Here is a 13,659-nt window from a genome sequence, read left to right on the forward strand (position 1 = left end):
TCGTCCGACAGGAAAACGACAGCAGCCCCGGGCGAAGCTCGACTCCCCGGACCCGATCAAGGAGCTGCCGTCCCGTGACGACCGTCCAATCACCCCCTGCGCCCCCCACGGCGATACGCCCCAGGGTGGTGGCCCGCACAGGTCTGTACGCCGTGCTGGCCGCGAACGCGGCCGTGGTCGCCTACTTCTTCACCCAAGCGGGATTCGCCTCGAACGCCCTGATCGTCATCGGCCGCTTCGCCGGCCTGTACGGGGCCCTGCTCATGGCCTTCCAGCTGGTGCTGGTGGCCCGGCTGCCCTGGCTGGACCGCCGGATCGGCATGGACCGGCTGACCTCCTGGCACCGCTGGACCGGCTTCGGCATCCTGTGGACGCTGCTCGCGCACGCCGTGTTCATCAGCCTCGGGTACGCGGACGGTGCCGGGGTCGGCCCGGTCAGCGAACTGGTCGACCTCGCCGAGACCACTCAGGGCGTGCTGCGCGCGATCGTCGCGCTCGGCGTCGTCATCGTGGTCGGCGCCGTCTCGGCCCGCTACGCCCGCCGCCGCCTCGCCTACGAGACCTGGCACTTCATCCACCTGTACACGTACGTGGCCGTGGTGCTCGCGTTCAGCCACCAGGTCGCGGTCGGTACGACCTTCACGTCGTCGTCCGCCGCGAAGACCTACTGGTACGCAGTGTGGGGCGTGGCGCTCGGCTCGGTGGCCGTGGGCCGCCTGATCCTCCCGCTGTGGCGCAACACCCGCCACCAGTTCCGCGTCTTGGCGGTCGTCCCCGAGTCCGACAACGTCGTCTCGGTCCACGTCACCGGCCGCGACCTGGACAAGCTGCCCGCGCGGGCAGGCCAGTTCTTCCTGTGGCGGTTCCTGACCCGCGACCGCTGGTGGCAGGCCAACCCGTTCTCCCTCTCCGCCGCCCCCGACGGCCGCAGCCTGCGCCTGACCGTCAAGGCGGCCGGCGACGGCAGCGCCGCACTGCGCCACCTGAAGCCCGGCACCCGCGTCTTCGCCGAGGGCCCCTACGGCGCCTTCACCACCCTGCACCGCACGAAGTCCGAGTCCCTGCTCATCGCCGGCGGCGTCGGAGTCACCCCGATCCGGGCGCTGCTGGAGGACCTGGAGGGCCACGCGGTCGTCATCTACCGGGTCGCCGGTGAACGCGACGCCGTCCTCTACGACGAACTGCGCGAACTCGCGCTCGCCAAGGGCGCCGAGGTGCACCTGGTCACCGGACCGCCCGTCCCCGACCGACTGGCGCCGCGCGAACTGGCCCGGCTGGTGCCGGACATCGGCGACCGGGACGTCTTCCTGTGCGGGCCGCCCCCGATGATGACCGCGGTACTGCGCAGCCTCGGCGACCTGGGCGTGCCCAAGCAGCAGATCCACTTCGAGCGTTTCAGCCTGGCGGGATGAGAGGGACACCGTGAAGCGAGCCATACCCGTCGTCGCCCTGAGCATCGCGGGCCTGGTCCCGGTCTGGCGCTACGAGCCGTCGATCGGCGGTTCGACGTCGTCCACCGCCGAGCCCGCCACGCCGTCCGCGTCCGCATCCTCGGGCGCCACGGCCTCCGGCACGGTCGTCAAGGGCACGACCATCGACACCGAGAAGGGACCCGTCCAGGTCGAGGTGACCTTCGACGGTGACAGGATCACCGCGGTGCGGATGCTCCAGCAGCCGAACCACCCCCAGACGACGGCCGCGGTGCCGAAGCTGGTCGCGGAGACGCTGAAGGCGCAGAGCGCGGACATCGACACGGTGTCAGGCGCGACGATCACCAGCGAGGCGTACGAGAAGTCCCTCCAGGCCGCCATCGACGCGAACGGGAAGTCGGCCTCCTCGTCGCCGTCGCCCGCCGCCTCCGCCGGTTCGAAGGTGGTCGCCGGTCCGACGGTCGACACCGAGAAGGGTCCCGTCCAGGTCGAGGTGACCTTCGACGGTGACAGGATCACCGCGGTGCGGATGCTCCAGCAGCCGAACCATCCGCAGACGACGGCCGCGGTGCCGAAGCTGGTCGCGCAGACGCTGAAGGCGCAGAGCGCGGACATCGACACGGTGTCGGGCGCGACCATCACCAGCGAGGCCTACGAGAAGTCGCTTCAGGCCGCGCTGGACGAGGCCTAGATGCGGCGCGTGGAGCACGTGATGGGTTTCCCGGTGTCGTTGCGGATCGACGACGAGCGGGTCCCTGAGGGCGTCGCGGACGCGGTGTTCGACTGGCTGCGCGAGGTCGACACCCGCTTCAGTCCCTTCAAGGCGGACAGCGAGGTGTCCCGGCTGGACCGGGGCGAACTGGCGCCAGGTGAGCTCAGCGACGACCTGAGCGAGGTCCTCGGCCTGTGCGAGGAGTACCGGACCGCGACCGGCGGCGCCTTCGACGCCCGGCTGCCCGGCCGTGGCCTGGATCCCTGCGCGGTGGTCAAGGGCTGGTCGGTGCAGCGGGCGGCGGAACTGCTCGCCGCGGCCGGGGTGCGGCGGTTCTGCCTCAACGCCGGCGGTGACGTGGTCGCCGCCGGGGGCCCCTGGCGGGTGGGGATCCGGCACCCGGAGCACGCCGACCGGCTGTGCGCGGTGCTCGGGATCACCGACGCGGCGGTGGCGACCTCCGGGCGCTACGAGCGCGGCGACCACATCCTCGACGGGCGCACCGGACGTCCGGCGGCCGGCCTGCTCAGCCTCACCGTCGTCGCGCCCACGCTGACCGTGGCGGACGCGACCGCGACGGCCGCCTTCGCGCTGGGCGAGGAAGGTGTCGCATGGGCCGCCGCCCGGCCCGGCTGCGAGGTGTTCGCGGTCGACGCCGGGCGGCAGGTGGTACGGACGGAGGGCGTGCCGCTGGCCTCCTGAACCCGCTCCGGCTCAGAGCCTGACCGGAAGCCGGAGCAGATGGAACCCGTCGCCGGGCCAGTGGCCGAACTCCACGTCGGCGCGGTCCACGGCGAGGACCGGTGCCCGGCGTCGTACCAGGAGCTCCTCGAAGACGGTCCCCGTCACCAGCCGGCCCAGGGCCGCGCCGATGCAGTAGTGCGGGCCGTGCCCGAAGGCGAGATGGCCGTCGCCCCGGCCGAACTCGCGCGTCACGTCGAGGCGTTCCGGGGTGTCGTAGGCGGCCGGGTCATGGTCGGCGCCGAACAGGGCCACCGTCACGGAGTCGCCCTTCTGCAAGGCCGTACCGGCGAACTCGAAGTCCTCGGTGGCGTACAGCGTGGCCCCCACCCGGACCAGCGTGACGTACCGCAGCAGCTCGGGGACCGCCCGGTCGAGCAGTTCGGGCTCGGCGCGCAGCCGGGCCAGCTGGTCGGGATGGTCGAGCAGCGCGAGGACGGCGTGGGCGAGGAAGAGGGCGGGCGGGGTGATACCGGTGTTGATGAGCAGGAAGAAGACGGTGACGATCTCGTCGTCGGTCAGCTTCCCGTCCTCCAGCAGCGCCGAGACCAGGTCGTCCGAGGGCTCGGCGCGACGGCGGGCGACAAGATCCTTCGTGTACGTGACGATGCCCGCGAGGCCCTCCATGACCCCGCTGCCGTCGCCGTAGGCGAAGTCCCGGATCCAGCCGCACACCCGGTCCTGGTCGGCCGGATCGACGCCGACCAGGGCGCAGATCACCGCCGTGCTCAGCGGATAGGCGAACTCGCCCAGCAGGTCGGCCTCTGCACGCCCGGCCAGGGCCTCGATCAGCTCGTGCGCGGTCTTCTCGACGAAGGGCCGTTGCGCGGCCACGCGACGCGCGGTGAACGCACGGGTGAGCGGGTGCCGGCGCCGTGCGTGCTCGTCACCGTCGAACAGTGCCAGGTGTCCGGAGAGGTACTGCCGGTACTCCGCCGGGAAGGCAGCGAGGCTCTGCTCCAGCAGCTCCGCCTGGGGATCGGCCTGTTCGAGATCCCCTGGAATCGAGGAGCGGTCCCGGACCAGGCGGGGCTCGGTCAGCGCCGCCTTGACGTCCTCGTGGCGGGTGACGAGCCGTACCGGGGTGTCGAGGCCGGGCAGGACGACCTGGGGCAGGGCCGGATCGGCGTACAACCCGGCGTATCCAGTCGGGTCTTCGACTCGGTCAGGGGTGAACCGCAGGGGGGTGGCCATCACGTCTCCAACTCTTGATCCGTCCGGACGGAGACTACGGACGGAATGATCGATTCAGCAGAGGAACCGTTCAGCCGGCGGCGGCGCCGGCGTCAGCGCGGCGATCGTGGCCGGCGTCGCCGTCGCCCGCCAAAGTACTGAAACACTCGCGGTCTAGACTCTCCTCCGCAACGGCCTGCGCATCGACGACCGTGGCCGAGAACGGGCAGTTTCTGCCACACCCGAAGGGTATTCGGCGTTTTGATACGGATAGATTCAGTCACCAAGCGGTACCCGGACGGCACGGTGGCCGTCGACCGGCTGTCGCTGGAGATTCCGGACCGCTCGATCACCGTCCTGGTCGGGCCCTCCGGCTGTGGCAAGACCACGACCCTGCGCATGATCAACCGGATGATCGAACCCAGCGAGGGCACCATCCTCCTCGACGGCGTCGACATCCAGAAGCAGCCGGTCAACACCCTGCGCCGGTCCATGGGTTACGTCATCCAGAACGCCGGCCTCTTCCAGCACCGCACGATCATCGACAACATCGCCACCGTGCCCCGCCTGCTGGGCTGGAGCAAGGACAAGGCGCGCGGGCGCGCGGCGGAGCTGATGGAACGGGTCGGGCTCGACTCCGCGCTGGCCAAGCGCTACCCCTACCAGCTGTCCGGCGGTCAGCAGCAACGCGTCGGCGTGGCAAGGGCGTTGGCCGCGGACCCGCCGGTACTGCTGATGGACGAGCCGTTCTCGGCCGTCGACCCGGTGGTGCGCAAGGGCCTTCAGGACGAACTCCTGCGACTGCAAGCCGAGTTGGGCAAGACCATCGTCTTCGTCACCCATGACATCGACGAGGCCATCAAACTGGGCACCATGGTCGCCGTGATGCGCACCGGCGGCAAACTGGCCCAGTTCGCCCCGCCCGCCGAACTCCTCTCCGCGCCCGCCGACTCCTTCGTGGAGGACTTCCTCGGCACCGACCGCGGCATCCGCCGGCTGTCCTTCTTCCCCGCCGCCCGGCTCGAGCTGCTGACCGCGCCCGTCGTCGCCGTCGACGCGGGCGCCGAGAAGATCGCCGAGCGCGGCACCGCCGACGTCCCCTACCTCCTCGTGACCGACGTCGACGGCCGGCCGCTCGGCTGGAGCAGGCCGCAGGACCTCACCCCGGGCGAGATCGCCCCCGAGCGGCTGCTGCCGTACGGGCGGCCGTTCGTGCCCGCCACGGACTCGCTGCGGGCCGCGCTCGACTGCGCGGTGCTCTCCCCGACCGGCTGGGCGGTCGGCGTCGACGGCGCCGGGCGGGTCGTCGGCGTCGTCTCGCAGCAGGTCATCGGCGAGGCCATCCGCAGCGCCCACGCGGCGGCACCCACCGCCGCGAAGGTGGCCGGATGAGCGGCGGCCTCTTCCACCTGCCGAGCGACCTCCAGAACAGCTACTGGGGACTGGTCGGGCTGCACCTGCGCGAGGCCCTGCTGCCGGTCCTGGGCGGACTGCTGGTGGCCCTGCCGGTCGCCCAGCTGTGCGTGCGGCTGCGCTGGCTGTACGCGCCCGTGCTGTGGGTGACGACCGTGCTGTACGCGATCCCGTCGCTGGCCTTCTTCGTCGTACTCATCGACTACACGGGCCAGACCGAGACCACGGTGATGATCCCGCTGGCCGTCTACAGCCTGGTCGTCCTCGTCCCGGCGATCGTCGACGCCGTCCGCTCGGTACCGCAGGAGACCCTCGACGCCGCCACCGCCATGGGTTTCGGACCCGTACGCCGCTATGTGCAGGTGCAGTTGCCGATCGCGGTGCCCGCCATCCTCGCGGGACTGCGGGTCGCCACCGTGTCGAGCATCTCACTTGTCAGCGTGGGCGCGCTCATCGGCAACCAGGGCGCGCTCGGCAACCTGCTCTACGACGGCATGTCCTACCACCAGCCGCGTCTGGTCTGGCTCTCCGTCATCGGCACGGCCGTCCTGGCCGTCCTCGCGGACGCCGTGCTGGTCGTCGTCCGTCTGCTCCTGACGCCCTGGATGCCGCGCGGCACCCGCAGGGCCCGACCCGTCGACACCGAGGCCCGGCCCGAACCGGCCGCGGCAGCCCTGGAGGACGCCGTCCGATGAACGTGCTCCACTTCGTCAACGCCTTCTTCAGCGACGGCTCCCACTGGCACGGCTACGACGGCATCCCCACCCGGCTGCGCGAGCACGTCCAGTACTCGCTGCTCGCCCTCGCCATCGCCGCCGCCATCGCCCTTCCGGTGGGTCTGCTCACCGGTCACACCGGACGCGGCGGCAACGTCCTGGCCCTCATCGCCACCGCCGCCCGGGCGCTGCCCAGCTTCGGCCTGCTGGTGCTGATGTTCGTCCTGATCGGCTTCGGCCTGGTGCCCGTCATGATCCCGCTGGTCGCGCTCGCCGTCCCGCCGATCCTGGTGACGACGTACGAGGCGATGCGTTCCGTCGACCCGTCCCCGGTGGACGCCGCGCGGGGCATGGGCATGGGGGAGCCGCGGATCCTGTTCCAGGTCGAACTGCCCGTCGCGCTCCCGCTGATCCTCAGCGGGCTGCGCTCGGCGGCCATCCAGATCGTCTCGACGGCCACCATCGCCGCCTACGTCAGCCTCGGCGGGCTCGGGCGGTACGTCATCGACGGCCTCTACCAGCGCAACTTCGAGAAGGTGGTGGGCGGCGCCACCCTGGTGGCGGGGCTCGCGATCGTCACCCTCACGGTCTTCTCGGTGCTGAACAGGATCGCGGTGTCACCCGGCGTGCGCCGCGCGGGCTGAGCGCCCCCGCCTAGCGCGCCTCGGTGCGGGCCAGCGCCAGCTCCAGTACGACGAGCAGCGCGTCCCGCACCGAGCCGCGTTCACGGGCGTCGAAGACCAGCACCGGGACGCCCTCGGTGACGTCGAGCGCCCAGCGGACCTCGTCCAGGGTGTGCTCCACCTTCCCGTCGAAGGCGTTGACCGCCACCGCGAACGGGATGCCCTTGTGCTCGAAGTAGTCGACGGCGGCGTAGCAGTCGTCCAGCCGGCGGGTGTCGACGATGACGAGCCCGCCGACCGCGCCCTCGACGATGTCGTCCCACATGAACCCGAACCGCTCCTGCCCGGGCGTGCCGAACAGGTACAGCTTGAGCGTCGGGTCGATGGTGAGGCAGCCGAAGTCCATCGCCACCGTGGTGGTGGTCTTGCGCGGGGTGTGCGTGAGGTCGTCCACGCCGGCCGCGACCTCTGTGATCGCGGCCTCGGTGGTCAGCGGCTCGATCTCCGAGATCGCGCCCACGGCGGTGGTCTTGCCCACGCCGAAGCCGCCCGCGATCACCATCTTCACCGGCAGCGGCGGCCGTACGGCCGTCCGTGCGGCGGGGCCGCCGGTCGGAGCTTCAGTCGGTGTCACTCAGTACCCCCCGGGGATCGGGGATGGCGCGGAGGCCATCGATAACCCTGCGCAGGACGGACGCGTCGTGGGTGGCGTCGAAGTCGGGCACGTACACCGTCAGGTGCCCGGCCGCGCGCAGATCCTCGGCCAGGACGCGGACCACGTTGAGATGCAGTCGCAGCCGGGCCGCGAGCTCCGCGATCGACTGCGGGAGCCGGCAGGCGGCGACGATGTCGTGCTGTTCGAAGGAGAGCCGGTCGAGCGCGTCGAGCCCCTCGGCGGTGGCCACCACCTGGGTCTCGACGGGCACCGTCCGGCCGGAGCCGCTGTCCGCGACCCGGCCGGCGGTGACCAGGAACGGCCGTACGGCGGGGGCGGGGCCGACCGGGTCGGGGCCCGGGGGCGGGAGGCCGTCCGCCATGACTGCGTGTCTTCCTCTCGGCAGGCCGGTCAGCGCGTCGACGGGACGCCGACGGTGTTCTTCAGTTCGAGCACGAGCTGCGGGCTGAGCGCGGCACCGGCCCGGTTGGCGAACAGCGTCATCTCGTACGCGATGTTGCCGAGCTTGGCCTCCTTGTCGGCGACCACGCCGAGGACGGCGCCGTTGCCGATCGCGGAGACGATGACGTGGCCGCCCTCCAGATCGATGATGACCTTGTTGAGGCCGCCGAGGCCGTAGTTGCCGGAGGCACCGGCGGCCAGGCTGGTGATGCCGGAGACGATCGCGGCCAGCCGCTCGGAGTGGGCGCGTTCGCGCAGCTCCGACACGGCGATGAGCAGCCCGTCGGAGGACACGGCGATGGCGTCCACGACACCGGCGGTCTCGGTCGCGAATCGGTTGAGCAGCCAGTTGAAGTCGGCTGCGGCGGCCTGCAGATCGGTCGGCGCGGTGCCGCCCGTCGGGGTGTCACCTGTCGACGTGCTCACTGCTCGGCTCCTTCCGTACGGTGGTTCTGGTCGTGCGCGTGCTGCGTGGTCTGGGTCTCGCCGGTCGTGCCGGTCTCGCCGGTCGTGCCGGGGAGCGGGAAGTCACCTGTGTCGCTGTCCCGTTGGGCGCGTTCCACCGCCGCCTCGAACTCCTCCAGCGCGTCCCGCACCGCCTCCGCGTCGACGGTCCGCGCCGTCTGCGGCACGACCTGCGAGGCTCCGGCGGTCGTCCGGAGCGTCGCCCCGCGCACGCGGCGGCGGAGCGGGCGGGCGGAGGCGGGGCCGTCGTCGGCCGGAGCGTCGTCGGCGGGCGGGGGAGTGGCCGCGGGGGTGCCGGGGACGCGCGGGCCCGTGTCGCCCGTGTCCGCCGACTCGCGGCGCGGGACCCTGCGGGGGAGCGGGGAGGGGTGGTCCTGGCCGGGGGCCGTGTCGGGGGACTTGGCGTGACCGTGCCCGCCGTCGGAGCCGGCCGCGACGGTGCTCTGCCGGACGGGAGCCGACGGCCCGGGCTCCGGGCGCGCGGAACGCGCGGCCGTGCTCGCATCCGAGCCGGAGGCGGAGCCGGAGCCCGTCGGGCCGCCCACCGGCGTACGGGAAGGCACCGGGCCACCGCCCGCGGCCGGCACGCCGGCGAGCGCGGGAGCACCGGACGACTCCGCCGGACCGTCGGAGGCCACCGTCAGCAACAGGCGCGCCGGCAGGGTCACCTCGGCCGTCACACCCCCGCCGGGGGTACGGGACAGCTCGACCCCGATCTCCCAGCGGCGCGCCAGCGTGCCGACCACGAACAGGCCCAGCACCTTGGTGGGTACGACGTCCAGGCGCTCGCGGCGGATCAGGCGGGCGTTCTCCTCGGCGAGGCGTTCGGCGCTCATGCCGAGGCCGTGGTCGGTGATGACGACGTGGGTGCCCTCGGCGCCGGAGCGGACCGACACCTCGACGGGGCTGCCCGCGGGCGAGAACGACACGGCGTTCTCCAGGAGTTCGGCCACCATGAGGGTGAGGTCGCCGATGATGTCGGGCTGGACCACCGCGTCCGCCGCGACGTTCAGCCGTACCCGCTGATAGCCCTCGATCTGCCCGAGCGAGGCCCGTACGACGTTGCTGAGCGCGGTGGGCCCGCCGTCCAGGACGGTCTCCCGGATACCGGCCAGCAGCATCAGGCTGTCGGCGTTGCGGCGCAGGCGCACGGCGATGTGGTCGATGGAGTACAGCCGCTCCAGCAGCGCCGGATCGGTCTCGCCCCGCTCCACCGCGTCGATCAGCGCGAGCTGCCGGGTGGTCAGGTTGCTGACCCGGCGGCCGACGTTGCCGAACATCTCGGCGACGTTGCGCCGGCTGAGCACCTGGCGCTCCAGCAGCCCGGCCGCGGTGGTCTGCACGCGGTTGAAGGCGTCGGCGAGGTCACCGATCTCGTCGCGGGCGGTGACGGGCATGTCCCGCAGCCGGGGCGGTCCGTCGTCCTCGGCGTCGTCGTCGGCCACCCGGGCGAGTTCCCGGCCGGCGACGTCCGCGACCTCCTGTGCCACCGCGGTGAGGGCCTCCACGGGCCGGATCACCGAGCGGCGGACCATGACGGCGAAGGTGAGCCACAGGGCGAAGCCGATCAGCGCGATGCTCAGCAGCAGGCCGGCCCGCCACTGGGCCGAGCCGGCCGCCTCGTCGGCCCGGTCGGCGATCCGGTCGATCAGCGAGGTGGTGATCTCCAGCCGGGCCGCGGCCTGGCGCGGGTAGTCGGGGTAGTCGAGCAGCGCGTCCTTGACCGCCGCGCTGATCTCCGCCTTGCTGCCGGCCTCCAGCTTGCCGGGGTCGATCTGGAGCTCGGCGTACGACTCGGCGATGTTGCGCTGCGCGGGGGTGTGCTCGATCCCGGCCAGCGCCTCGGCCTGGTCGTCGGTGGCGAACCGGGCGAACCGGTCCGCCTGGTGGTCGTACAGGTCGTAGGCGCCGACCGCGTTGGTGAACTCGATCAGCGCGTTGGTGTCCCCGGTGGTCGCCGAGAACACGCTGGTCTCGAAGGAGCTGTGGGCGGCGTCGGCGCGCAGCAGCGAGTCCAGCAGGTTGCCGGTGAAGGTCGAGGCGAGGGACGCGTTGCGGTCCAGGCCCAGCCCGTCGATCAGGTCCTGGGCGGCGTTGGTGTACGCCGGGTCGATGTTGTCGGCCGGGAGGTAGCCGTCCTGGACGGTCCCGCGCAGGCTGCCCAGGCCCTCGACCTGCCTCAGGGCCTGCGCCTCGGTGTCCGCCAGCCGGTCGCCGAAGGTGTCCCGTACCTTCTCCACCTGGGCGTCGACCGCCTTCTGCGCCGCCCGGTAGCCGTGCGGCGAGGGTGTGCCGCCGCCCGCCTCGTAACGCACGGAGAGCAGGATGGCCTGCCGGTGTTCGGCCTCCACGAGGTTCGCCAGCCGGGCGACCTGGGAGCTGTCGCGGACCAGCTGCGCCGCCGTCCGGGCGGTGCCGGACTGTTCGACGAGGTCGGCGATGAGGTAGGACAGCAATACGGCGATCACCGCGAGCGGCACGCCGACCAGGACGTTCAGCTTGCGCCGGAAGGGCCAGCGGTCGGCGAAGCCCCGGGCGTGCGCGTCCACAGTCGTGGACACCGGGCCTCCTTGGTAGGGGTGTCTCCACCCGAACTGATGCGTGACGACACCGAAGCGGGCCCCGTACACCGCTGTGACCGACGTCAACTGCGGTGAGACTACAGCGTTCTTGAAGGGCTGATCGGCGGACTTCATGTCAAGAATCCGTTACAAAACAACCGCTTGCGCTACACAACTAGTCAGCAAGTGAAGCCAATCGGTGACCAAGAGACTCTTGACTGACCGAGAAGCGCCTGGATTGGATCAGTCACAGAGCGGTCCACCGCTGTGCACGTTGTCCACCGCACCATCTGAGCCCGGAACGGGAACCGTGACTGCCAACACCCACACCAGCAGGTCATTCCGGAGACACCCCGGCGCGGCGATCGTCGCGCTGGCCGCGGCGACGGCCCTGCTGGCGGGCTGTTCCTCCTCCTCCGACAAGTCCGACAACCCGCTCGAGGGCGAGAAGGCGAGCGGCGGCACCGTAGTCGTCGGCTCCAACAACTTCCCCGAGAGCATCCTGATCGCCGACATCTACGGCGAGGCCCTGAAGGCCAAGGGAATCAAGGTCAGTTACAAGCCGAACATCGGCAGCCGTGAGACGACCTACGGTCTGCTCAAGAACGGCACCATCTCGGTGCTGCCCGAGTACAACGGCGCGCTGCTGGCCTACCTCGACCCGAAGGCCACCCCGAAGACCGTGGAGGCGACCACCGCCGCGATCGAGGCCAAGCTCGACTCCAAGCTCACGCTGCTGAAGCCGGCGTCGGCGCAGAACAAGGACTCCGTCACCCTCAACAAGGAGACGGCCGACAAGTACAAGCTCACCGCCGACTCCTCCATCGCCGACCTCAAGGACGTCGCGAAGGACCTGGTCATCGGCGGCTCGCCGGAGTTCCAGACCCGGCAGCAGGGTCTGGTCGGCCTGAAGTCCGTGTACGGCCTGGAGTTCAAGACGTTCAAGGCGCTGGACGCGGGCGGCCCGCTGACCCAGGCGGCGCTGAAGAAGAACACCGTGCAGGCCGCGGACATCTTCACCACGGACGCGTCGATCACCAAGGAGAAGTTCGTCGTCCTCCAGGACCCGAAGAACCTCTTCGGCTTCGAGAACGTGCAGCCGCTGGTCTACAAGTCCGCGCTGAACCAGAAGGGCAGTGACGCCCTCGACGCCGTCTCGGCCAAGCTCGACACGAAGACGCTGCTGGACCTCGACATCCAGGTGCAGTCGCAGAACAAGGACCCGCTGGACGTGGCCAAGGCCTGGCTGAAGACGGCCGGCCTCGGCTGACCTGTCCGTCGACGAGCGCCGGCAGCACTTCGGCCGAGGCCGAAGTGCTGCCGGTACTCGCGGAGTTGTGAGTTTTCGCCGCGCGGGGCGGCCCTCATGGAAGAAATCCACCAGCCGCGGTCTCGCGCTGGAGCCCTTCCGCCGCCGCGCCGACGCTCGTTCCATGACCACAGAACGCATACCGACCCCCGTCGCCCCGCCACCGCCCCACCCTTGGCGCCGGTCCGCGCTGGCCGCTCTGCTCCTCGCCGAGGCGATGAACCTGCTGGACGCGACCGTCGTGCAGGTCGCCGCCCCCGCCGTGCACGCCGATCTGGGCGGATCGGTGTCGGACATCCAGTGGTTCTCCGCCGCCTACACCCTGCCGTTCGCGGTGCTGTTGATCACCGGCGGCCGGCTCGGTGACATCGCGGGCCGGCGCCGCCTGTTCGTCCTCGGCGTCACGGCGTTCACGCTCGCCTCGCTCGCCTGCGCCCTGGCGCCCACCGCGGGCCTGCTGATCGCCTTCCGCGCGGTGCAGGGCGCGGCGGCGGCGATGATCATTCCCCAGACCATCGGGCTGATCAAGGCGATGTTCGCGGGGGAGGAGCTCTCCCGGGCCCTGGGCAGCATCGGCCCGGTGATGGGCCTCGCCGCCGTCTGCGGCCCCGTCCTGGGCGGCGTACTGACCCACGCCGACCTGTTCGGTTCCTCCTGGCGCGCCGCCTTCCTCGTCAACGTCCCCGTGGCCCTGGTGGTGCTGCCCCTGTCCGCCCGGCTGCCGGAGAACCGCGCCCCGCGCCGTCCCGCCCTCGACCCGGCCGGCACGGCGCTGGCGGCGGCCGGTACCGGTCTGATCGTCCAGCCGCTGATCGGCGCGGACGTCACGCGCCTCGCGGGGCGGAGCTGGGTGATGCTGTCCGCGGGCCTGCTGCTGGTCGCCGTCTTCGCGCTGCACCAGCGCCGGGTGGCGGCGGCCGGCCGCAGCCCCCTGGTGGAGCCGACCCTGTTCGCCCGCCGGGGCTTTCCCGCCGCCCTCGTCACCTCGACGTCCTTCTTCGCGGTGACGAACGGGCTGACGACGGTGGTCGTCCTGCAACTCCAGCTCGGCGCCCACACGGGCGTGCTGGCCTCCGGTGTGAGCCTCGCTCCCTGGTCGGCCGGCCTGGCGGTCGCGTCGTGGCTGGCGGGCGCGCGGCTGGTACGACGGTACGGGCGGCGCGTGATGCCGTACGGGCTCGGCGTCCTCCTGACCGGTCTGCTCGCCGCCGTCGCCGCCTACCGCGCGGCGGAGCCCGGCGCGTACCCCGGGGCCCTGCTTCCCGCCCTGGCGCTCATCGGCGTGGGCGCGGGCCTGTTCACCCCCGCGTTCTTCACCCTCGCCCTGAAGCCTCTCGCCCCCCAGGAGATCGGTTCGGCCGCAGGCCTGCTCAACGCGGTGCAGCAACTCGGGGCGACC

The 13,659-nt window shown here is 71.6% G+C and carries 12 protein-coding genes and 1 pseudogene; 8 read left to right on the top strand and 5 right to left on the bottom strand.

Annotated elements, in window-relative coordinates:
• The first annotated feature begins 74 nt into the window (after window positions 1–74).
• From ACFY01_RS11710 to ACFY01_RS11720, 3 genes are read left to right on the top strand one after another with little or no spacing between them, the layout of a single operon-like run.
• A complete protein-coding gene (locus tag ACFY01_RS11710; RefSeq protein ID WP_390735519.1) occupies window positions 75–1,412 on the top strand; it encodes a ferric reductase-like transmembrane domain-containing protein in 1,338 nt (445 codons plus the stop codon).
• A gap of 10 nt (window positions 1,413–1,422) precedes the next feature.
• Complete coding sequence (locus ACFY01_RS11715) at window positions 1,423–2,121, top strand: FMN-binding protein (protein WP_390735520.1); 699 nt, start codon at window positions 1,423–1,425, stop codon at window positions 2,119–2,121.
• Complete coding sequence (locus ACFY01_RS11720) at window positions 2,122–2,844, top strand: FAD:protein FMN transferase (protein WP_390735521.1); 723 nt, start codon at window positions 2,122–2,124, stop codon at window positions 2,842–2,844. It begins immediately after the preceding gene.
• Window positions 2,845–2,856: 12 nt separating this feature from the next.
• Here ACFY01_RS11720 and ACFY01_RS11725 read toward each other — a convergent pair whose 3' ends face one another.
• Complete coding sequence (locus ACFY01_RS11725) at window positions 2,857–4,077, bottom strand: cytochrome P450 (RefSeq protein WP_390735522.1); 1,221 nt, start codon at window positions 4,075–4,077, stop codon at window positions 2,857–2,859.
• Between the two features lie 240 nt (window positions 4,078–4,317).
• On the opposite strand from ACFY01_RS11725, the gene ACFY01_RS11730 reads away from it, so the two are divergent.
• Genes ACFY01_RS11730 through ACFY01_RS11740 form a run of 3 tightly spaced genes read left to right on the top strand, consistent with a single transcriptional unit; the run spans window position 4,318 to window position 6,829 of the window.
• Window positions 4,318–5,448: an ABC transporter ATP-binding protein gene (locus ACFY01_RS11730; protein WP_390735523.1), complete on the top strand. Its 1,131-nt coding sequence runs from the start codon at window positions 4,318–4,320 to the stop codon at window positions 5,446–5,448.
• On the top strand, window positions 5,445–6,164 hold the full coding sequence (locus tag ACFY01_RS11735; protein WP_390735524.1) for an ABC transporter permease: 720 nt from the start codon (window positions 5,445–5,447) through the stop codon (window positions 6,162–6,164). Before ACFY01_RS11730 ends, ACFY01_RS11735 begins: the two co-directional genes overlap by 4 nt.
• Window positions 6,161–6,829 carry an ABC transporter permease gene (locus ACFY01_RS11740; RefSeq protein WP_390735525.1) on the top strand — a complete coding sequence of 223 codons (669 nt, stop codon included), beginning with the start codon at window positions 6,161–6,163 and terminating at the stop codon, window positions 6,827–6,829. The genes ACFY01_RS11735 and ACFY01_RS11740 overlap by 4 nt, the downstream gene beginning before the upstream one ends.
• A 10-nt stretch (window positions 6,830–6,839) precedes the next feature.
• On the opposite strand, the gene ACFY01_RS11745 is transcribed toward ACFY01_RS11740, so the two are convergent.
• The 4 genes from ACFY01_RS11745 to ACFY01_RS11760 are packed head-to-tail and all read right to left on the bottom strand — an operon-like array spanning window position 6,840 to window position 11,086.
• Window positions 6,840–7,442 carry an ATP/GTP-binding protein gene (locus ACFY01_RS11745; protein ID WP_390735526.1) on the bottom strand — a complete coding sequence of 201 codons (603 nt, stop codon included), beginning with the start codon at window positions 7,440–7,442 and terminating at the stop codon, window positions 6,840–6,842.
• The gene (locus tag ACFY01_RS11750; RefSeq protein ID WP_390735527.1) at window positions 7,429–7,845 is read right to left on the bottom strand and encodes a DUF742 domain-containing protein; all 417 of its coding nucleotides are present in this window, start codon (window positions 7,843–7,845) and stop codon (window positions 7,429–7,431) included. The genes ACFY01_RS11745 and ACFY01_RS11750 overlap by 14 nt, the downstream gene beginning before the upstream one ends.
• Window positions 7,846–7,874: 29 nt before the next feature.
• On the bottom strand, window positions 7,875–8,351 hold the full coding sequence (locus ACFY01_RS11755) for a roadblock/LC7 domain-containing protein (protein WP_390735528.1): 477 nt from the start codon (window positions 8,349–8,351) through the stop codon (window positions 7,875–7,877).
• Window positions 8,348–11,086 carry an ATP-binding protein gene (locus ACFY01_RS11760; RefSeq protein WP_390735529.1) on the bottom strand — a complete coding sequence of 913 codons (2,739 nt, stop codon included), beginning with the start codon at window positions 11,084–11,086 and terminating at the stop codon, window positions 8,348–8,350. Before ACFY01_RS11760 ends, ACFY01_RS11755 begins: the two co-directional genes overlap by 4 nt.
• A gap of 175 nt (window positions 11,087–11,261) precedes the next feature.
• Between ACFY01_RS11760 and ACFY01_RS11765 the strand changes: the two genes are divergently transcribed.
• Entirely contained in the window at window positions 11,262–12,221 is a 960-nt protein-coding gene (locus ACFY01_RS11765; RefSeq protein ID WP_390735530.1) for an ABC transporter substrate-binding protein, read from the top strand.
• 163 nt (window positions 12,222–12,384) lie between these two features.
• Window positions 12,385–13,653 (top strand): annotated as a pseudogene (locus tag ACFY01_RS11770) (MFS transporter); the annotation flags it as partial.
• Between the last annotated feature and the right edge of the window lie 6 nt (window positions 13,654–13,659).

Origin of the sequence: Streptomyces sp. NPDC001480 (assembly GCF_042894725.1) — a bacterium.
Taxonomy (GTDB): Bacteria; Actinomycetota; Actinomycetes; order Streptomycetales; family Streptomycetaceae; genus Streptomyces.